At 65.8% G+C, this 19414-nt stretch carries 18 protein-coding genes; 6 read left to right on the top strand and 12 right to left on the bottom strand.

Annotated elements, in window-relative coordinates:
- Positions 1-91: 91 nt before the first annotated feature.
- Positions 92-1099, bottom strand: a complete 1008-nt coding sequence (locus tag I6H87_RS10725; RefSeq protein ID WP_011615959.1) for an NAD-dependent epimerase/dehydratase family protein — start codon at positions 1097-1099, stop codon at positions 92-94.
- Positions 1100-1108: 9 nt separating this feature from the next.
- Between I6H87_RS10725 and I6H87_RS10720 the strand changes: the two genes are divergently transcribed.
- Together I6H87_RS10720 and I6H87_RS10715 are read left to right on the top strand one after the other, a co-directional pair.
- A complete protein-coding gene (locus I6H87_RS10720; protein WP_010814970.1) occupies positions 1109-2167 on the top strand; it encodes a CDP-6-deoxy-delta-3,4-glucoseen reductase in 1059 nt (352 codons plus the stop codon).
- A 279-nt stretch (positions 2168-2446) separates the two neighbouring features.
- Positions 2447-3634 (top strand): acetylornithine transaminase, encoded by a 1188-nt coding sequence (locus I6H87_RS10715; RefSeq protein ID WP_010814971.1) that lies wholly within the window; start codon positions 2447-2449, stop codon positions 3632-3634.
- Between the two features lie 227 nt (positions 3635-3861).
- Here I6H87_RS10715 and I6H87_RS10710 read toward each other — a convergent pair whose 3' ends face one another.
- From I6H87_RS10710 to I6H87_RS10680, 7 genes are all read right to left on the bottom strand, one after another.
- Complete coding sequence (locus I6H87_RS10710) at positions 3862-4578, bottom strand: ABC transporter ATP-binding protein (protein ID WP_010814972.1); 717 nt, start codon at positions 4576-4578, stop codon at positions 3862-3864.
- Positions 4579-4595: 17 nt separating this feature from the next.
- Positions 4596-5372 carry an ABC transporter ATP-binding protein gene (locus tag I6H87_RS10705; RefSeq protein ID WP_010814973.1) on the bottom strand — a complete coding sequence of 259 codons (777 nt, stop codon included), beginning with the start codon at positions 5370-5372 and terminating at the stop codon, positions 4596-4598.
- 13 nt (positions 5373-5385) lie between these two features.
- Positions 5386-6543 (bottom strand): ABC transporter permease subunit, encoded by a 1158-nt coding sequence (locus tag I6H87_RS10700; protein ID WP_010814974.1) that lies wholly within the window; start codon positions 6541-6543, stop codon positions 5386-5388.
- Positions 6544-6556: 13 nt separating this feature from the next.
- Positions 6557-7492, bottom strand: coding sequence for a branched-chain amino acid ABC transporter permease (locus I6H87_RS10695; RefSeq protein WP_010814975.1), 936 nt, complete (start codon positions 7490-7492; stop codon positions 6557-6559).
- Between the two features lie 215 nt (positions 7493-7707).
- Positions 7708-8910 carry a branched-chain amino acid ABC transporter substrate-binding protein gene (locus I6H87_RS10690; protein ID WP_010814976.1) on the bottom strand — a complete coding sequence of 401 codons (1203 nt, stop codon included), beginning with the start codon at positions 8908-8910 and terminating at the stop codon, positions 7708-7710.
- 567 nt (positions 8911-9477) lie between these two features.
- Positions 9478-10443 (bottom strand): 4-hydroxy-3-methylbut-2-enyl diphosphate reductase, encoded by a 966-nt coding sequence (ispH, locus tag I6H87_RS10685; protein WP_010814977.1) that lies wholly within the window; start codon positions 10441-10443, stop codon positions 9478-9480.
- A 39-nt stretch (positions 10444-10482) separates the two neighbouring features.
- Positions 10483-10971 carry an FKBP-type peptidyl-prolyl cis-trans isomerase gene (locus I6H87_RS10680; RefSeq protein WP_010814978.1) on the bottom strand — a complete coding sequence of 163 codons (489 nt, stop codon included), beginning with the start codon at positions 10969-10971 and terminating at the stop codon, positions 10483-10485.
- A 106-nt stretch (positions 10972-11077) separates the two neighbouring features.
- Between I6H87_RS10680 and radC the strand changes: the two genes are divergently transcribed.
- The 4 genes from radC (at position 11078) to nadB (ending at position 14154) form a co-directional block, all read left to right on the top strand.
- Entirely contained in the window at positions 11078-11764 is a 687-nt protein-coding gene (gene radC, locus I6H87_RS10675; protein ID WP_010814979.1) for a RadC family protein, read from the top strand.
- Between the two features lie 191 nt (positions 11765-11955).
- Positions 11956-12189: a 50S ribosomal protein L28 gene (gene rpmB, locus I6H87_RS10670; protein ID WP_006575661.1), complete on the top strand. Its 234-nt coding sequence runs from the start codon at positions 11956-11958 to the stop codon at positions 12187-12189.
- Positions 12190-12202: 13 nt separating this feature from the next.
- On the top strand, positions 12203-12373 hold the full coding sequence (gene rpmG, locus I6H87_RS10665; protein WP_010814980.1) for a 50S ribosomal protein L33: 171 nt from the start codon (positions 12203-12205) through the stop codon (positions 12371-12373).
- A 188-nt stretch (positions 12374-12561) separates the two neighbouring features.
- The gene (nadB, locus tag I6H87_RS10660; protein WP_010814981.1) at positions 12562-14154 is read left to right on the top strand and encodes an L-aspartate oxidase; all 1593 of its coding nucleotides are present in this window, start codon (positions 12562-12564) and stop codon (positions 14152-14154) included.
- A 73-nt stretch (positions 14155-14227) separates the two neighbouring features.
- Here nadB and nadC read toward each other — a convergent pair whose 3' ends face one another.
- The 4 genes from nadC to I6H87_RS10640 all read right to left on the bottom strand — a co-directional run bounded on the left by nadC (position 14228) and on the right by I6H87_RS10640 (position 19352).
- Entirely contained in the window at positions 14228-15091 is an 864-nt protein-coding gene (gene nadC / locus I6H87_RS10655; RefSeq protein ID WP_011615961.1) for a carboxylating nicotinate-nucleotide diphosphorylase, read from the bottom strand.
- On the bottom strand, positions 15088-16242 hold the full coding sequence (nadA, locus tag I6H87_RS10650; protein ID WP_010814983.1) for a quinolinate synthase NadA: 1155 nt from the start codon (positions 16240-16242) through the stop codon (positions 15088-15090). The genes nadC and nadA overlap by 4 nt, the downstream gene beginning before the upstream one ends.
- Before the next feature lie 127 nt (positions 16243-16369).
- Entirely contained in the window at positions 16370-17560 is a 1191-nt protein-coding gene (locus I6H87_RS10645; protein WP_010814984.1) for a DesA family fatty acid desaturase, read from the bottom strand.
- Positions 17561-17945: 385 nt separating this feature from the next.
- Complete coding sequence (locus I6H87_RS10640; protein ID WP_010814985.1) at positions 17946-19352, bottom strand: mechanosensitive ion channel family protein; 1407 nt, start codon at positions 19350-19352, stop codon at positions 17946-17948.
- Positions 19353-19414 lie beyond the last annotated feature (62 nt).

Raw genomic sequence — 19414 nt, 5'->3', positions numbered from 1 at the left:
GATGGAAGTGCTGCTGTATAGACAGGACAAAAACGACGCAAAGGCACAGCAAACCCCGTGCCAGCCGCACTGGGACGCGCCGGCAAGGCGGTCAGGTGTCGAAGAAGGAGGTGACAGTCGGGTAACGCAGGCGCAGGCGCAGCTCGCGTTTCAAGCGGCGGTTGTCGAGGCGGCGCGATTCGCTCATGAAACTCAGCAGCGTCTTGTCGATCACTTCATGCGCCTGCCCGCGCGTGATGCGCGGCGGGCGCGGCAGGCCGCGGCGGTCCGCGACCAGGTCGAAGTAATCGGCCATGCGCAGCTCGGTGTCGTCGCTGGCATGGACCACGCGCTGCGCGCGGCCGCGGAACAGCGCCGCGACCATAGTGCGCGCCAGGTCGTCGGCATGGATATGGCTGGTGTAGACATCGTCCTGCGGCACCAGCGCGGGCGTGCCGCGGTGCAGGCGCGCCAGCGGCAGGCGGTCTTCGGCATAAATGCCGGGGATGCGCACGATGCTGGCACGCCAGCCGGCATCGCGGCCGAAGCCGCGCACTGCCTGCTCGGCGGCCACGCGGCGGCGCGCGCGGGCGGTCTGGGGCCGCACGGCGTGGAATTCCGAGACCCGGGCGCCCTGCCGGTCGCCGTACACGCCCGACGTGCTGGCGTAGACAAACGCAGCGCGGGGCCTGCCCCGGTCGGGTAGAATGGCGGGCTCGCCGGGAAGCATGCCGGCCGACGTCCTGGCCTTGCGCCAGGCCGCCCGGCGCAAGGCGGCGAGCAAGGCACGCGTGCGCGGATCGCCTTCGCCCTGCCCGGGCGGCGGCGCCAGGTCCAGCACCTGCGTGGCCAGCCCATGCAGCCGTGCCAGCGTGGCCGGCCGGTCCAGGTCCGCCACCAGCGGCACCGCGCCGGCGGCGCGCAGTTCAGCCCGGCGCGCCGGCTGTGAGGTCACGGCAAAGACACGCATGCGCGACGACAGGATTCGCAGGCAGCGCGTCCCCACATCCCCGCAGCCGACGATCAACAGGCGCGGGCGGCCCAGCCGGCGCGAAGGCGCCGGCAGCCGCGGGACTTGTGGGAGGCGCGAGGGCTGCAGCTTCGACAGAATTTGGCTCATAGACCGATTATGGCTTATCAAGTAACCGTCATGCCCAGCGGCCACAAGTTTGAAGTGGCAGCGGACGAAACCATCCTCGGCGCGGCCCTGCGCCACAGCATCGGGCTGCCCTACGGCTGCAAGAACGGCGCCTGCGGCTCGTGCAAGGGCCGCGTGCTCGAAGGCACCATCGTGCAGGGCGACCACGCCCCGGCGGCACTGACCGCGCAGGAGAAAACCGAGGGCCGCGCCCTGTTCTGCTGCGCCAACGCCGCCTCGGACGTCACCATCGAGTGCCGCGAGGTCCACGGCGCGGGCGACATCCCGATCAAGAAGGTGCCGTGCCGCGTGACCGCGATCGAGCGCCTGGCCGACGACGTGATCGCCATCAAGCTGCAGCTGCCGGCGACCGAGCGCATGCAGTACCTGGCCGGCCAGTACGTGGAATTCCTGCTGCGCGACGGCAAGCGCCGCAGCTATTCGATCGCCACGCCGCCGCATGAAGACGGCCCGATCGAACTGCATATCCGCCATATGCCCGGCGGCGCCTTCACCGACTATGTTTTCGGCGCCAGGGAAGGCCAGCCGGCCATGAAGGAGCGCGACATCCTGCGCTTCGAGGGCCCGCTGGGCAGCTTCTTCCTGCGCGAGGAGTCCGAGGCCCCGATTATCCTGCTGGCTTCCGGCACCGGCTTTGCGCCGATCAAGGCCATCGTCGAGCACGCCGCCTACACCGGCATCCAGCGCCCGATGACCCTGTACTGGGGCGGCCGCCGGCCCAAGGACCTGTACATGCACGCGCTGTGCGAGCAGTGGGCGCGCGAGCTGCCCAACTTCCGCTACGTGCCGGTGATCTCCGACGCGCTGCCTGAAGACAACTGGCAGGGCCGCACCGGCTTTGTCCACCAGGCCGTGATCGCCGACCATCCCGACCTGTCCGGCCACGAGGTCTATGCCTGCGGCGCCCCGGTGATGATCAATGCCGCGCGCGGCGACTTCACCCGCCAGTGCAAGCTGCACGAGGACGCGTTCTTCGCCGACTCGTTCACCTCCGAGGCCGACATGCACCCGGCCACTCCCGCGGCCTGAGGCCGCCCGAGAGCCGTTCCCTCAGCGCAACAATGCCCGGGCCAGCCAAAATTCGTTTTGACACCCGGGCGCATGCGCCTTATATTTGCCCGCATGCACATGACCTTCAACCGACGCCGCAGCTTCCGTACGTCGCTCCCCGCTGGGGTGCCGCGCGGCTGACCGTCGACTGCGTCTGTTCATGTCAACGAGCCACGGGCAACCCCCGTGGCTTTTTGTTTTTGTCCCGGTTGTTACGCCCGTCCGTCCATCGTTTAAAGCCGACCCCTGGAGTCCGCCATGGCATTTGCTGAGTATCCCGTCCAATCCCTGATGTACATCACCAACCGGCCCGAGCTCGTGTTCACCGAGGGCAAGGGCTCCTGGCTGACGGATCACAACGGCAAGCGATACCTGGACTTCGTGCAGGGCTGGGCAGTGAACTGTCTGGGCCATTCCAACCAGGGCATGATCGACGCGCTGGTGGCCCAGTCGCACCGGCTGATCAACCCGAGCCCGGCCTTCTACAACGAGCCGATGCTCAAGCTGGCCCGGCAGCTGACCGACCACAGCTGCTTCGACAAGGTCTTCTTCGCCAACAGCGGCGCCGAGGCCAACGAAGGCGCGATCAAGCTGGCGCGCAAATGGGGCCGCAAGCACAAGGACGGCGCCTTCGAGATCATCACCATGGACCACAGCTTCCATGGCCGCACGCTCGCCACCATGAGCGCGTCGGGCAAGGCCGGCTGGGACACCATCTTTGCGCCGCAGGTGCCGGGCTTCCCGCGCGCCGATCTCAACGACCTGGCCTCGGTGGAGAAGCTGATTACCGACAAGACCGTCGGCATCATGCTGGAACCGGTGCAGGGCGAAGGCGGCGTGATCCCCGCCACGCGCGAGTTCATGCAGGGCCTGCGCGCGCTGGCCGACAAGCACAGGCTGCTGCTGATCGTCGATGAAGTGCAAACCGGCTGCGGCCGCTGCGGCACCCTGTTCGCCTACGAGCTGGCAGGCGTGGAGCCGGACATCATGACGCTGGGCAAGGGCATCGGCGGCGGCGTGCCGCTGTCGGCGCTGCTGTGCAAGGCCGAGGTCGCCAGCTTCGAGGCCGGCGACCAGGGCGGCACCTACAACGGCAACCCGCTGATGACCGCGGTGGGCAGCGCCGTGATCGAGCAGCTGACCGCGCCGGGGTTCCTCGACGACGTCAAGGCCAAGGGCGAATACCTGCGGGAACAGCTGCTGGCGCTGTCCGCCGAGTTCGGCCTGGCCGGCGAACGCGGCGACGGCCTGCTGCGCGCGCTGATGCTGGGCAAGGACATCGGCCCGCAACTGGTGGAAGAAGCCCGCGACATGGTGCCGCAAGGCCTGCTGCTGAACGCACCGCGCGCCAACCTGCTGCGCTTCATGCCCGCGCTGAACGTGACGCGTGAAGAGATCGACCAGATGATCGGCATGCTGCGCACGCTGCTGAAGAAGCTGGCCTGAGTCCTGGTCATTCGCCAGACGGAAAAAAAGCCTCGCGCGCGCGAGGCTTTTTTCTTTGTGGTGCCGCAGAGGAGTGAGGGAGAGAGCCAGCGCCGCAGAACCCGCGCACACCAGCCTGAGCAGGCGTTGCGCGGGGCCCCGCGGCAAGGGGAAAGGCCTTGCGCCTGCGTGCGCCTGCCCTCTCCCTCACCCCTCTTGCGGCGGGGTGGGAGGCGGCAGCGCGCGCCTTACTCGCCCAGGTAGGCGGCCCGCACCTTGGGATCGTCGAGCATCTGCTTGGCGTCCCCGCTCATGGTGATCAGGCCCGACTCCATCACGTAGCCGCGGTGGGCAGCCTGCAGCGCCAGGCGCGCGTTCTGCTCCACCAGCAGCACGGTCACGCCCTGTGCCGAGATGTCGCGCACGACCTCGAAGATCTTCTCGACCATGATCGGCGACAGGCCCATCGACGGCTCGTCCAGCAGCAGCACCTTGGGCTGGCTCATCAGCGCGCGCGCCATTGCCAGCATCTGCTGCTCGCCGCCGGACATGGTGCCCGCCAGCTGGTTGGCGCGCTCCTTCAGGCGCGGGAAGATGCCGAACATGCGCTCGACGTCGGCCTTGATGCCGGCGTCGTCGTTGCGCGTGTAGGCGCCCATCTGCAGGTTCTCGGTGATGGTCATGCGCGCGAACACGCCGCGGCCTTCCGGCACCATCGCCAGGCCCTGCTTGAGCAGCGCGTAGCTGGGCACGCCCTTGATCGACTTGCCCATGTATTCCACGTCGCCGCTGGCCCAGCCCTGCAGGCCGGTGATGGCCTTCATGGTGGTGGTCTTGCCGGCGCCGTTGGCGCCGATCAGTGTCACCAGCTCGCCGTCCCGGATTTCCAGGTCAATGCCCTTGACGGCCTGGATGCCGCCGTACGCGACCTTGAGGCCGGAGATCTTCAGTACTGTCTGTGTCATTGCTTGTCCTCCGGCCATCAGTGTGCCGATGCGCCGAGGTAGGCCTCGATCACCGCGGGGTTGTTCTGCACTTCGTGCGGCAGGCCCTGGGCAATCACCTTGCCGTAGTCCAGCACCGTCATGCGGTTGCACAGGCCCATCACCAGCTTCACGTCGTGCTCGATCAGCAGGATGGTCTTGCCATCGTTGCGGATCTTGTCGAGCAGTCCGCGCAGCTCCACCTTCTCGGTCGCGTTCATGCCCGCGGCCGGTTCGTCCAGTGCCAGCAGCTTGGGCTCGGTCGCCAGCGCCCGCGCGATCTCGAGCCGGCGCTGGTGGCCGTAGGAGAGGTTGCGCGCGGTGAAGTTGGCGTACTTGCCGATGCCGACATAGTCGAGCAGGTCGTGCGCCATGTCCTCGATGCCCTCTTCCTCGCGGCGCACCGCGGGCGGGCGGAAGATCGCGCCGAACACGCCGGCCTTGGAGCGCACGTGGCGCCCCACCATCACGTTCTCGAGCGCAGTCATCTCGCCGAACAGGCGGATGTTCTGGAACGTGCGCGCGATGCCGGCCCTGGCGACCTCATGCACGGCGGTCGGCTGGTAGGGCTTGCCGCCCAGCACGAACTCGCCTGAATCCGGCGTGTACAGGCCGGTGATCACGTTGAAGAAGGTGGTCTTGCCGGCGCCGTTGGGGCCGATCAGCCCGTAGATCTCGCCCGGCTTGATCTGCAGGCCCACCTCGGACAGTGCCTGCAGGCCGCCGAAACGCTTGTTGACCCCCTGTACCGACAGGAGGAAATCGTTGTTGCTCATGTTGTCCTCCTGGTCAGAAACGGCCCACGCTGCCCGCACGGCGCACCACCGGGCGGTCTTCCTTGCGCGGCGACGGCCAGATGCCCGCCGGGCGATACAGCATGACGCCGACCAGGGCCAGGCCGAACAGCAGCTGGCGCAGCACTTCGGCATCGACGATGACATGGCCGAACAAACCGGTCTGCATCGGCTCCGCCACCACGCGCAGCAACTCCTGGAAGCCCACCAGCAGGACGCCGCCCAGGATCACGCCCGGGATATGGCCCATGCCGCCAAGCACCACGATGGCCAGCACGTAGATCGATTCCCACAGCGTGAACGATTCCGGCGACACGAAGCCCTGGAACGCGCCGAACACCGCGCCCGAGGCGCCGCCGAACGAAGCGCCCATGGCAAAGGCCAGCAGCTTGATGTTGCGGGTGTTGATGCCCATCGCCTTGGCGGCGATCTCGTCTTCGCGGATGGCCACGAAAGCGCGGCCGATACGCGAGGTCTGCAGCCGCAGGCTCACGAACACGATCACGATGACCAGGAACACCAGCAGGTAGTAGTACATGAACACCGGCGTGAACTTGAGTCCGAAGATCTCGTGCGACTTCGAGAAGTCGAAGCCGAAGATATGGACCGGGTCCACCGCGGTGATGCCCTTGGGCCCGTTGGTGATGTTGACCGGGCGGTCAAGGTTGTTCATGAAGATGCGGACGATCTCGCCGAAGCCCAGCGTCACGATGGCGAGGTAGTCGCCGCGCAGCTTCAGCGTTGGCGCCCCGAGCAGCACGCCGAAGGTGGCGGCTACCAGGATCGCGATCGGCAACACGAACCACATCGACAGGTGGATGCCGGTGGGGAACAGTTGCTGGATCCACTCGAACTGGTTCGCCAGGTGGGGCGAGCCCAGCAGCGCCATCAGGTAGGCGCCGACCGCGTAGAACGCGATATAGCCCAGGTCAAGCAGGCCGGCAAAGCCCACCACGATGTTCAGGCCCAGCGCCAGCATGATGTACAGCAGCGCGAAGTCCAGCACGCGGACCCAGTAGTTGCCGCCCAGGGTCTGGACGAAGAACGGTGCGCACAGGGCGATCACCAGGAAGCCAATCAGTGCGGCCAGGGTCTTGGCCGGCACCTTGGTGGGCGCCGCGACGGCTGCCGTGGATGGAATCGGAGTATTCATGGATTCGCTCTCCTCAGGCGCGATCCGCCACGCGTTCGCCCATGATGCCGGACGGACGGAAGACGAGCACGGTGATCAGCACGATAAAGGCAAAGACGTCCTGGTAGTTCGAACCGAAGACGCCGTTGGTCAGGTCGCCGATATAGCCGGCGCCGAGCGCTTCGATCAGGCCCAGCAGCATGCCGCCGACCATGGCGCCAGCCAGGTTGCCGATGCCGCCCAGCACCGCGGCGGTAAACGCCTTCAGGCCGGGGATGAAGCCCATGTAGAAGTGGGCATTGCCGTAGTTGGTGGCCATCATCACGCCGGCCAGCGCGGCCAGCGTGGCGCCGATCATGAAGGTGGCGGAAATGACGAAATTGGGGTTCACGCCCATCAGGCCGGCCACCTTCTGGTTCTCGGCGGTGGCGCGCATGGCGCGGCCGAGCTTGGTGCGGTTGACCAGGGCCAGCAGGCCGGACATCACCATCACGGCCATGCCGATGATGACCATTTCCTTGCCGGTGATGGTGGCGCCGGTCGTGCCGATGTCGATCGGCTCGGACGGCAGCAGCTGCGGGAAGGTCAGCGGGTTGCGCGACCAGATCAGCATGCCCATCGTCTGCAGGATGATGGAGACGCCGATGGCGGTGATCAGCGGGGCCAGCCGTGGCGCATTGCGCAAGGGCCGGTAGGCGATCCGCTCGATCGAATAGGACAGGATCGCGCAGACTGGCATCGCGACCAGCGTGGCGATCACCAGCGTCAGCCATTCAGGCAGGCCGGGGGCGAACTTCTGCAATCCGAGGATGGCTGACAGGGCGGTCAGCGCGCCGATCATCAGCACATCGCCGTGGGCGAAGTTGATGATGCCGAGAATACCGTAGACCATGGTGTAGCCCAGTGCGATCAGCGCATAGATGCTGCCGAGCACCAGACCGTTCACGATCTGCTGGATAAGGATATCCATGAAAACTCCTGCTTCAGTCCCGGACCTTGCGGCATGGTGTGGATGCCGGGGGCGGGACCATGGTGTGTAATGGGTAACGTTGCGGTGGTTGGTTTGCTGGTAAGCGACCTGCCCTGCTCCATCCATGGTAAGGATGCTTCTACATTAGGCGAGGCTAAAAAGAACGGCACCGCAAAATACTCACGGTGCCGTTCGGATGGGCCGGTAAGCCCAGATTACATCTTCACGACGTCGAGGACGGACTTCTTCTTGTCCTTGTACTCGTACAGCGTGATGGTGCCTTCCTTCATGTCGCCCTTCTCGTCGAAGGCGATATTGCCGATCACGCCCTTGTAGTTGGTCTTGGGCATTTCGGCCAGGATGGCAGCCGGTTCGGTCGAGTTGGCGCGCTTCATGGCGTCGACGACGACCATCACGGCGTCATACGTGAACGGTGCATAGATCTGCACCGGGGCGTTGAAGCGAGCCTGGTAGCGCTTGGAGAAGTCCGCGCCCTGCTCCATCTTCGACAGGGCCAGGCCGGCCTCGGAGCAGATGATGTTGGTCACGGCGTCGCCCGCCAGTTCGGCCACCTTGTCGGTACAGACGCCGTCGCCGCCGACGATCTTGGCACCGATGCCCAGTTCCTTGGCCTGCTTGGCGAACGGGCCGCCGGTGGCGTCCATGCCGCCGTACATGATCACGTCAGGCTTCTTGCCCTTGATCTTGGTGAGAATGGCCTTGAAGTCGGTGGCCTTGTCGTTGGTGGCCTCGCGCGCCACCACGTTCACGCCGGCCGCCTTGGCGGTCTTCTCGAACTCGTCGGCCAGGCCCTTGCCGTAGGCGGTGGCGTCGTCGACGATCGCCACGCTCTTGGCATGGAGCGTCTTGCTGGCATAGTTGGCCAGTGCCGGGCCCTGCTGGGCATCGGTGGCCACCACGCGGTAGGTGGTCTTGAAGCCCTGCTTGGTGTAGTCCGGGTTGGTGGACGAGGGCGAGATCTGCACGATGCCGGCATCGCTATAGATCTTGGAGGCCGGGATCGACGTACCCGAGTTCAGGTGGCCGACCACGGCCACCACCTTGGCGTCGACCAGCTTCTGCGCCACGGAGGTGCCCGTCTTGGGGTCGGCGGCATCGTCTTCGCCAACCAGTTCCAGCTTGATCTTCTTGCCACCGATCTCCAGGCCGGTCTTGTTGACTTCTTCCACGGCCAGGCGGGCGCCGTTTTCGTTGTCCTTGCCAAGGTGCGCGATGCCGCCGGTCAGCGGGGCCGCGTGGCCGATCTTGACGACGACTTCACCGCCGCCCGCTGCAGGAGCGGCTGCCGCCGGCGCCGAAGGCGCCGCATCAGCCGGCTTCTCTTCCTTCTTGCCGCAAGCGGCTACCAGCGCCACTGCGGCCGCAATCGGCAGAATCTTGGCAAACGTGATTTGCATGAGTGATCTCCTAGGATTCACGAAGACAGGGATTTTCAACGCCTCCCGGACGTTTCCCTGGACCGCCTTTGTTTAGTTTCAATTTGAAACGCGCGCATTGTATCCCCTTTCTTAGTCGATGCAATACGCGACGCAACATCCTTAACCATTTACCGGTCAAATGAGCTAGGGAATTTCCCCAATGCACAGATTGCGGCAATTCCCACTCACATGACGCGGCCGCCTCACCTACTTACAAGAATCGTGCCTGCGCCGCCCGGTGGCGCGGATAAGCATCGCCGGCACCACCTATAATGCGCCTTTATTAATTAGGTGTTTCATTTAAATTCAGCTGCACCGTTCTCTAATGTGCAGAATGTAGCGCCGCACCATAATAGGGAAAACCCCAAACCGGGGGATTACCCTGATTTGTCTGATCAGCAGGACAGCCATGTATTACCTGCACCATCGCCGTGCATTATTCGCGCCGGCCGGCTGCAAATCGGGCGTACCAAAGACAAAGGGCGCCGCATCAAGCGGCGCCCTTGTAAAAGGCGGGGCTGGCAGGCGGGCACGGCCCGCACCGGGTCACGCGGCGGCGCTGGCCGGCAGCAGCCCACGCGGCAGCGGGAAGGCCATGTTCTCTTCGATGCCGTCAAGCGGGCGCACCTGGCTCGCGCCAAGCTCACGCAGGCGCTCGACGATGGACTGGGCTAGCGCCTCGGGCGCCGAAGCGCCGGCGGTCAGGCCGATGCGGCGCTTGCCGGCGATCCATTCGGGGCGCACCTGCTCGGGGGCGTCCACCATATAGGCCGGCACGCCCAGGCGCTCGGCCAGCTCGCGCAGGCGGTTGGAGTTGGAGCTGTTGGGGCTGCCCACCACGATCACCACCTCCACCTGCGGCGCCATGAACTTCACCGCGTCCTGGCGGTTCTGCGTGGCATAGCAGATGTCCTGCTTCTTGGGCTCGCGGATTTGCGGAAAGCGCGCCTTGAGCGCGGCCACGATCTCGCGGGTCTCATCCACCGACAGCGTGGTCTGGGTCACGTAGGCAAGCCGCGACGGGTCGGTAACCTGCAGCGTGGCGACGTCGGCCACCGACTCCACCAGCAGCATGCCGCTGCTGGCCTGGCCCATGGTGCCCTCCACTTCCGGATGGCCGCGATGCCCGATCATCACGATCTCGCAGCCCTCGGCGCGCATCTTGCTCACCTCGACATGCACCTTGGTCACCAGCGGGCAGGTGGCATCGAACACGTGCAGCCCGCGCGCGGCGGCGTCGGCACGCACTTCGCGCGACACGCCATGGGCGCTGAAGATGACGGTGGCGCCCGCGGGCACCTCGTCGAGCTCGCGCACGAACACCGCGCCCTTGCGGCGCAGGCCGGCCACCACATAGGCGTTGTGGACGATCTCGTGGCGCACGTAGATGGGCGCGCCGAAGCGCTCGAGCGCACGCTCGACGATCTCGATGGCACGGTCCACGCCGGCGCAGAAGCCGCGCGGCTGCGCCATCAGGATTTCTGCGTCGGGTGCGGGAGTCAGGTCAGGCATGCTGCGGTATCAGGATGGTTCGGCACACGTGCGGCGCGCTCAGAGAATGCCGATCAGCTGCACGTCGAACAGGATGGTCTGCCCGGCCAGCGGATGGTTGAAGTCAAAGAGCGCGGCGGTCTCGCCGAACTCCTTGAGCACACCGGCGTACTTGCCGCCGCCGGGCGCGTTGAACTCCACCAGGTCGCCAGGGCTGTAGTCCTCTTCGAAGGAACTGTTCTCGCGCAGCGTGGCCAGCGACACCCACTGCAGCAGCTCGGGGTTGCGCGGGCCAAAGGCCTGCTCCGGCGCCAGCCGGTAGGTCATGCGCTCGCCTTCGGGCATGCCGAGCAGCGCCTGCTCCAGCGTCGGCGCGAACTGGCCCTGGCCGAGCAGCAGCGTGGCGGGCTTCTCCTCGAACGTGCTGACGACCTCGGTGCCGTTCTCGAGCGCGATGCTGTAGTGCAGGGTCAGGAAAGAGTCGGCCTGGACAGTCTTGCGGCCAGCCGTGCCGCCGTCGGTTTCCGACGCGAAAGTTTGCAAATTCATGGGTGATCAACCGGTCAACAACCCGTATTGTATTCGACTGGCCCATTGCCCGCCGCCCCCGGACCCGGCCTCACCCTCATCACGGCGTGACTACCCTGGAGTGCTCATGACCATTGCCAACTGGCCCGCCTGCGAGCGGCCCCGCGAGAAACTGATGGAAAGCGGCGCCGCCGCCCTGTCAGACGCCGAGCTGCTGGCCATCCTGCTGCGCGTGGGCGCTGCCGGCAAAAGCGCCGTGGACCTCGCACGCGAGCTGTTGCACCGCTTCGGCTCGCTGACAGCCCTGTTCGCGGCCGAGGGGCGCGCACTGACAAGCGTCCGGGGCATGGGCGAAACCAAGTATGCCCAACTGCAGGCCATTCCGGAGCTGGCACGGCGTGCGCTGGCCGAATCGCTGCGCCTGCCCACCGGCTTCGACGGCCCGGCGGCGGTGCGCAACTACCTGCGCCTGACGCTGGCGCCGCTGCCGCACGAGGTCTTCCTGTGCCTGTTCCTGGATCCGCGCAACCGCATGGTGGCCAGTGAAGAAATGTTCCGCGGCACGCTGACGCGCACCGCCGTCTACCCGCGCGAGGTGGCGCGCCAGGCGCTCGTGCATAATGCGGCCGGCATCATCGTGGCGCACAACCACCCGCGCGGCACCACCGCGCCGAGCCAGAGCGACATCCGCCTGACCCACGAACTGGCGCGCACCCTCGATCTGATCGACGTGCGGCTGCTCGACCATTTCATCGTGGCCGGCCAGGAAATCCGCTCGCTGGCCGACTGCTGCGACCGCCTGCCCGGGCTGTGACGCCAACGCCACGGCACATACAGCGCAGCAACACCGGATAACGCCAAAGCACAGAAGGCATTGATTCGGCGAGGGAATCCGGTCTATAATGCCCGTTTTGCTGAAGTCTCAACCGCTGCAGTCCGGGCCCGCGCGCCTTTTGTTGATCTGTTGCGAACATTGTCCACGAATAGAAGATTTAGGAGTGCTTCATGGCACGCGTCTGTCAAGTGACCGGGAAAGCGCCGATGGTCGGCAACAACGTTTCCCACGCAAACAACAAGACCAAGCGCCGTTTTCTGCCCAACCTGCAGAATCGTCGTTTCTTCGTTGAATCCGAAAACCGCTGGGTGAGCCTGCGCGTCTCGAACGCCGGCCTGCGCCTGATCGACAAGAAAGGCATCGACTCCGTGCTCGCCGACCTGCGCGCACGCGGCGAAGTCTAATTAGGAGCACATCATGGCAAGCAAAGGCGGCCGCGACAAGATCAAGCTGGAATCGACCGCAGGTACGGGTCATTTCTACACGACCACCAAGAACAAGCGCACCATGCCGGAAAAGATGGAGATCATGAAGTTCGATCCCGTCGCCCGCAAGCACGTCGCTTACAAGGAAACCAAGATCAAGTAATTGATCCCGGTTCCCGCCAGAAAGCCCCGCCATGCCGCGGGGCTTTTTGTTGCCTGCGCGCCGCGCAGGCCTGCGGGGCGATAAGCGCCCACCCCCACGCGACGCGCTGATGCGCGGGATGGCGCTTCAGGTGTAGACTTTCCCGTTTCCTCCTTTTTGCCTGGCGCCCCCCCAGCGCACTCCGCACCATGAATTTCGACGTCGCCATCGTCGGCAGCGGCCTGGCCGGCCTTACGGTCGCGCTGCAACTGGCCGACACCCACCGGGTGGCCATCCTCAGCAAGCGCGCCATGACCCAGGGCGCCAGCGACTGGGCGCAGGGCGGTATTGCCGCCGTGCTGGATTCCGGCGACAGCCATGACGAGCATACGCAGGACACGCTCGTCGCCGGTGCGGGGTTGTGCGACGAAGAGGCCACGCGCTTCATCGTGGAGCATGGGCGCGAGGCCATCCAGTGGCTGATCGACCGCGGCGTGCCATTCACGCGCGACGAACAGGCCGAACTGGGCTTCCACCTGACGCGCGAAGGCGGCCACAGCCGCCGGCGCATCATCCACGCCGCCGACGCCACCGGCCATGCCGTGGTCAGCACGCTGCTGCAGCAGGCCATGCAGCACCCGAACATCACCATCCTGGAAGACCACTTCGCAATCGACCTGATCACCTCGCGCAAGCTGGGGCTGCCGGGCAACCGCTGCTACGGCCTGTACGTACTGGACGACAGCACCGGCGCGGTGCGCACCCTCACCGCCACGCACACCGTGCTGGCCGCGGGCGGTGCCGGCAAGGTCTACCTGTACACCACCAACCCGGATACGGCCACCGGCGACGGCATCGCCATGGCCTGGCGCGCGGGCTGCCGGGTTTCGAACATGGAGTTCATCCAGTTCCACCCGACCTGCCTGTACCACCCCTACGCCAAGTCCTTCCTGATCTCCGAAGCGGTGCGCGGCGAAGGCGGCCTGCTCAAGCTGCCCGATGGCACCCGCTTCATGCCCGAACACGATGCGCGCGCCGAACTGGCGCCGCGCGACGTGGTGGCGCGCGCGATCGACTTCGAGATGAAGAAGCGCGGCCTGGACTGCGTCTACCTGGATATCAGCCACCAGCCCGAATCCTTCCTGAAAGAACACTTCCCGACCATCCACGCGCGCTGCCTGGAGCTCGGCATCGACATCACGCGCGAGCCGATTCCCGTGGTGCCGGCCGCCCACTACACCTGCGGCGGCGTGGTCACCGACACCTCCGGACGCACCGATATCGGCAATCTGTACGCCGTGGGCGAAACCGCCTGCACCGGCCTGCATGGTGCCAACCGGCTGGCCTCCAACTCGCTGCTCGAATGCATGGTGATCGGCCGCGCCGCGGCCGAGGACATCGCTTCCAAGGACAAGGCCGGGCTGCCTGACATCACGCTGCCGGCCTGGGATGAAAGCCGCGTCTCCGATGCCGACGAGGAAGTGGTGGTGTCGCACAACTGGGACGAGCTGCGCCGCATGATGTGGAACTACGTCGGCATCGTGCGCACCAGCAAGCGGCTGGAGCGCGCCCAGCACCGCATCGGCCTGCTGCGCGAGGAAATCGCTGAGTACTACGCCAACTTCCGCGTCACCAGCGACCTGCTGGAGCTGCGCAACCTGGTCGAAGTGGCCTCGCTGATCGTGGACAGCGCCTATTCGCGCCACGAAAGCCGGGGCCTGCACTTCAGCCGGGACTATCCGGATACCCTGCCCAAGGCGCTGCCGACGGTGATTCAGCCGCCAGCCACAAGGAAGCGCTGACGGCTGGCCAGGCAAAGCAAAACGGGGTGGCGCCGCAAGGCCCCACCCCGTTTTTCTGGTATCGCGCGAAGCGTCAGCCGATGATCCGCAGCGAATAGTCCGTCGCCCGCACGTCCTTGGTCAGCGCACCAACCGAGATCCGGTCCACGCCGGTTTCGGCAAAGGTGCGGATAGTATCGGCATTGACGCCGCCCGACACCTCCAGCAGCGCCCTGCCCCGATTGATCCTGACCGCATCCTGCATCATCGGCACGGTGAAGTTATCGATCAGCACCGACTTCGCACCGGCCGCAAGCGCTTCTTCCAGTTCGGCCAGCGTTTCCACCTCGATCTGCACCGACGCCCTGGTATCGAGCGCCAGCGCCGCCTGCATGGCCGCGCTGATGCTGCCAGCCGCGGCGATATGGTTTTCCTTGATCAGGATGCCGTCGTACAGCGCCAGCCGCTGGTTCTCGCCGCCGCCGATGCGGACCGCGTACTTCTGCGCCAGGCGCAGGCCCGGCAGCGTCTTGCGCGTATCCAGCACGCGCGCGCGGGTGCCGGCGATCAGGTCGGCATAGCGGCGCGTGGCGGTGGCCACGCCCGACAGCAGCTGCAGGAAATTCAGCGACGGGCGCTCCGCCGTCAGCAGCGAGCGCGCCGGGCCGGTGATCTCGCAGACCACCGAATCGTGCGCCATGCGGGCACCTTCCTGCTGCAGCCAGTGCACCTCGAGCGCCGGGTCGAGCGCGCGCATGCAGGCATCGAACCACGGCTGGCCGCACAGCACTGCGGACTCGCGCACGATCACGCGCGCGCGTGCCGCCTTGGCCGCAGGCACCAGCAGGCCGGTCAGGTCGCCGCTGCCGACATCCTCGTCAATGGCGGCCTGCACATTGGCTTGCAGCGCTGCCTGCAGCGCCGGACCGTAGCTGTCGAAAATCGAATTCACGCTCATGCCGGGCCAATCCCCTTGAACAGCGCCTGTTCCTTGGCCAGGTCTGCCGACGGACGCACATTGCGCTTCTGCGCGGCGGCGAAGTCCAGCATGCGGTTGATGCAGGTCACCGCCTGGCGCCCGATCACCGGGTCGACATGGATCTCGTTGCGGCCGGTTTCCAGCACCTCGGCCAGGTTGGTGAGCGCGTTCATGGCCATCCACGGGCAGTGCGCGCAGCTCTTGCAGGTCGCGCTGTTGCCGGCCGTGGGCGCTTCAATGAAGTGCTTGCCGGGCGCCGCCATGCGCATCTTGTGCAGGATGCCGTTGTCGGTGGCGACGATGAACTCGGTCGCGTCCAGCTTCTGTGCGGCCTCGATCAGCTGCGAGGTCGAGCCGACCACATCGGCCTGCGCCACCACGTTTTCCGGCGACTCAGGGTGCACCAGGATCTTGGCGTTGGGGAATTCGCGGCGCAGCAGGTCCAGCTCGATGCCCTTGAACTCGTCGTGCACCAGGCACGAGCCCTGCCACAGCAGCATGTCGGCACCGGTCTGCTTCTGGATATAGCTGCCCAGGTGCTTGTCCGGCGCCCACAGGATCTTCTTGCCCTGCGCATGCAGGTGCTCGACGATCTTCAGGCCGATGCTGGAGGTCACCATCCAGTCCGCGCGCGCCTTCACGGCGGCGCTGGTGTTGGCGTAGACCACCACGGTGCGGTCCGGGTGCGCATCGCAGAAGGCGGCGAACTCATCGGCCGGGCAACCCAGGTCGAGCGAGCAGGTCGCGTCCAGGTCCGGCATCAGCACGGTCTTCTCGGGGCTCAGGATCTTGGCGGTCTCGCCCATGAAGCGCACGCCCGCCACCACCAGGGTCCGGGCCTCGTGGTCGCGGCCGAAGCGGGCCATTTCCAGGGAGTCGGAGACACAGCCGCCGGTTTCCTCGGCCAGGTCCTGCAGGTCGGCGTCGACGTAATAGTGCGCCACCAGCACCGCATTGCGTTCCTTGAGCAGGCGGCGAATACGCGTCTTCAGGGACTGGCGCTCGTCGGGTGTCAGCACCGGCGGCACCTTGGCCCAGGCATGGGCCACGCAGCTGCTGCCAGTGGCGTTTTCGGCATCCGCCAGGTTCGGCTTTTCGAACTCGACGGTCTTGATCGATTGTGGGGTCATCTCCGGTACTCCTCTAGACCTTCGCCAGCAAGGATGCGGCCCGGCCAGAATATTGGGGAGTTTATCTAAAACAAAAGCCCCGCCATGGGCGGGGCTTTGTCAAACCATACGGCGCGGCCGGATTGTATCAGGCGTAGCGGCGCAGGCGCAGCGAGAAATCTTGCAGCGCCTGGATGCCGCTGGCCTCGGCACGATGGCACCAGGCCTGCAGCTGCTGCAGCAGCTGCTCGCGCGTCAGGTTGGAACGGCCCCAGATGGCGGCCAGTTCACGGCGCATTTCGACGAAGGTCTGCAGCGCCTTGTTCTGTTCAACGATACTTGCCAGCTGTTCGCGCTGCGGCGCGGCCAGCTTGGTTTCCTCGCGGTGGAACCACTTGCTGGCGGGCTTGAAGCTGCGGTACTCGGCCACGCGGCCTTCCTTGAGCTTTTCCAGTTCCTGGCGGAACGCGCCCTTGACGGCCTTGGCGTAGCGCGCCATCACGTCATAGCGGTTGGCGATGATCGCTTCCAGCGTGTTGTGGTCAACCGGGCGGGCTTCCACCAGGCGTGCCTTGGGCGGGGTCTTCTTGACCTTGGCCAGGCCGACTGCCTGCATCGCGCGGATATAGCCCCAGCCCACATCGAACTCATACCACTTGATCGAGAACTTGGCCGAGGTCGGGTACGTGTGGTGGTTGTTGTGCAGCTCTTCGCCACCAATGATCAGGCCCCACGGCGACACGTTGGTCGAGGCGTCCTCGCAATCGTAGTTGCGATAGCCCCACCAGTGGCCCAGGCCATTGATGATGCCGGCGGCATGGATCGGGATCCACAGCATCTGCACGGCCCAAACGGTCATGCCGATCACGCCGAACAGCGCGAGGTCGATGATCAGCATCAGGCCGACACCCTGCCAGCCGAAGCGCGAGTACACGTTGCGCTCGATCCAGTCATTGGGGCAGCCATGGCCAAACTTGGCGATGGTTTCCTTGTTCTTGGATTCGGCACGATACAGCTCCGCTCCCTCCAGCAGCACCTTGCGGATGCCGCGGGTCTGCGGGCTGTGCGGATCTTCTTCGGTTTCGCACTTGGCGTGGTGCTTGCGGTGGATGGCGGTCCACTCGCGCGTGACCATGCCCGTGGTCAGCCAGAGCCAGAAGCGGAAGAAATGCTGGGCGATCGGGTGCAGATCCAGCGACCGGTGCGCCATGCAGCGGTGCAGGAAAATGGTGACACTGGCGATCGTGATATGCGTCATCACGAGCGTGTAGATGACGATCTCCCACCAGGTCCAGTTGGCAAGGCCGTTGGCGGCCCAGTCAAGAATAGTGTCGAACAAACTGTTCTCCGTCGGTTAAACAGGGACTTTCCCGTGCAGCCCGGCGGGGCCGGTGCACGCAACGCGCAGAAAAAAGGCTGCGAATCCAAGTGATTGCGATAGCTTTCTGGCGCCTGCCACGGGACCCGAAGTCATACCGGGCTCCCAGGCACACGAGTCTCGCGCCGGCGCCGGGATGGCCTGCGCTGGCGGGACAAGGTACGAGCCGCTGCAATCTGGCGGCTGTCTGATGTGGGAGCGTGCGCTGCAACTTGAAGCTGCAACCCGCGACAACCCGGCATTCTACCGGATCGCGCGACGCGCAAGCATACGCTATTTCCCGGATTTGGACGGAGCGCCACAGTTTTCGTTCCGTGGGTGGCGCATGCTGCGCCCATCTTGCGGTCTATGCGGCACTCGCCGCATTCGCTGCATCCGCTACCGTCTTAGATGGGGGCAGATCGTTGCCGGGCAAGGGTGCCTCGCCCAGCACGCGGAGTTCACGCTGCGGATAGGGGATGGAAATCCCATGCTCGCGCAGCGTGCGCCAGATCGCGCGGTTCATCGCCGACTGCACCCCCAGCTTGCCGTTCTGCGGATCGGCCACGAAGACCGCAACCTCGTACTCGATGCCGCTATCGGCAAACAGCACCAGGAAAGCGGCGGGCTCCGGGTCGGGCAGCACGCGCGGCAGGTCGCGCACGCATGCGGTCAGCAGCGCGATCACCGTTTCCGGATCGGCGTTGTAGTCTGCCTGCACCCGGGTGGCCACGCGCACATTGGTGTTGGAGAACGAATGGTTCTGCACCGGCTGCGCCACCAGCTGCTCGTTCGGCACCAGGGTTTCGCCATCGCCGTTGCGCACCACCGTATAGCGGGTGCGGATCTGCGACACGATGCCGGTGTACTTGTCCACCGTGATCTGGTCGCCCAGCTTGACCGAGCGGTCCAGCAGGATGATGAAGCCGGAGATGTAGTTGCTGGCGATCTTCTGCAAACCCAGCCCCAGGCCCACGCCCAGCGCGCCGCCGAACACCGACAGCACGGTCAGGTCGATCCCCACCAGCGACAGGCTCAGCAGCAGCGACACCAGCAGTAGCAAGGCCTTGGAGATGCGCGTCAGCACCACCTTCAGGTTGCCGTCGAGGTTGGCCGAGCGCATCAGCCGCTCTTCCAGCCAGGAACCGAACCACAGCGCCACCAGCACCGTCAGCAGGATCCAGACCACCGCCATCAGGGTCTCGGCCAGGCTGATCTTCTGCTTGCCGCCGATCGCAAAGCGCACGCCCTGCATCCACGCCACCACGTCCGCCAGCACGCCCAGCACGTACAGCGCCATGCCGGCCCACACCAGCGTGGTCAGCACCTTCTCCACCAGCAGCAGCATGCCATGCAGCTGGCCACTGCCCGACATCACCCGGCGCAGCACATAGAAGGTGGAATTCAGGAAGGTGATGCCGAACAGCGGCACCAGCGCCAGGCGCAGCACGCTGATCGGGATCAGCGGCTCCAGCGCAAAGCGGGCGATCAGCACCAGCACCCATCCGGCCAGGGGGAACATGGCGCGCTCGAGGCTGGCGGCGGCAAAGCGCACGGAGAAGCTTGAGCCTTGGTAGCGCGCTTCAAGGCGCCGCACCACGAAGCGCGCCAGCGGCCAGGCCACCAGCAGGCAGCCGGCCAGCACCAGCAGCTGCCAGAAGAAGCCCGGCCCGCCTGCGTCGCGGATCAGGTCGTCCAGCATCTTGCCGAACATGGAGTGGGAGGCCTTCAGGTCTTTCAGGCCACCCAGGTCGGACAGGGTCTCACCGTTCATCGAGGAAACTCAGGGTTGGCGCGGCCGCCCGCGCGATCGGCAGGCGGCCCGGCAGGCACCGG

It is taken from the genome of Cupriavidus necator (assembly GCF_016127575.1).
GTDB classification, from domain to species: Bacteria; Pseudomonadota; Gammaproteobacteria; order Burkholderiales; family Burkholderiaceae; genus Cupriavidus; species Cupriavidus necator_D.
This window is presented reverse-complemented; position numbering and strand designations above follow the sequence as displayed.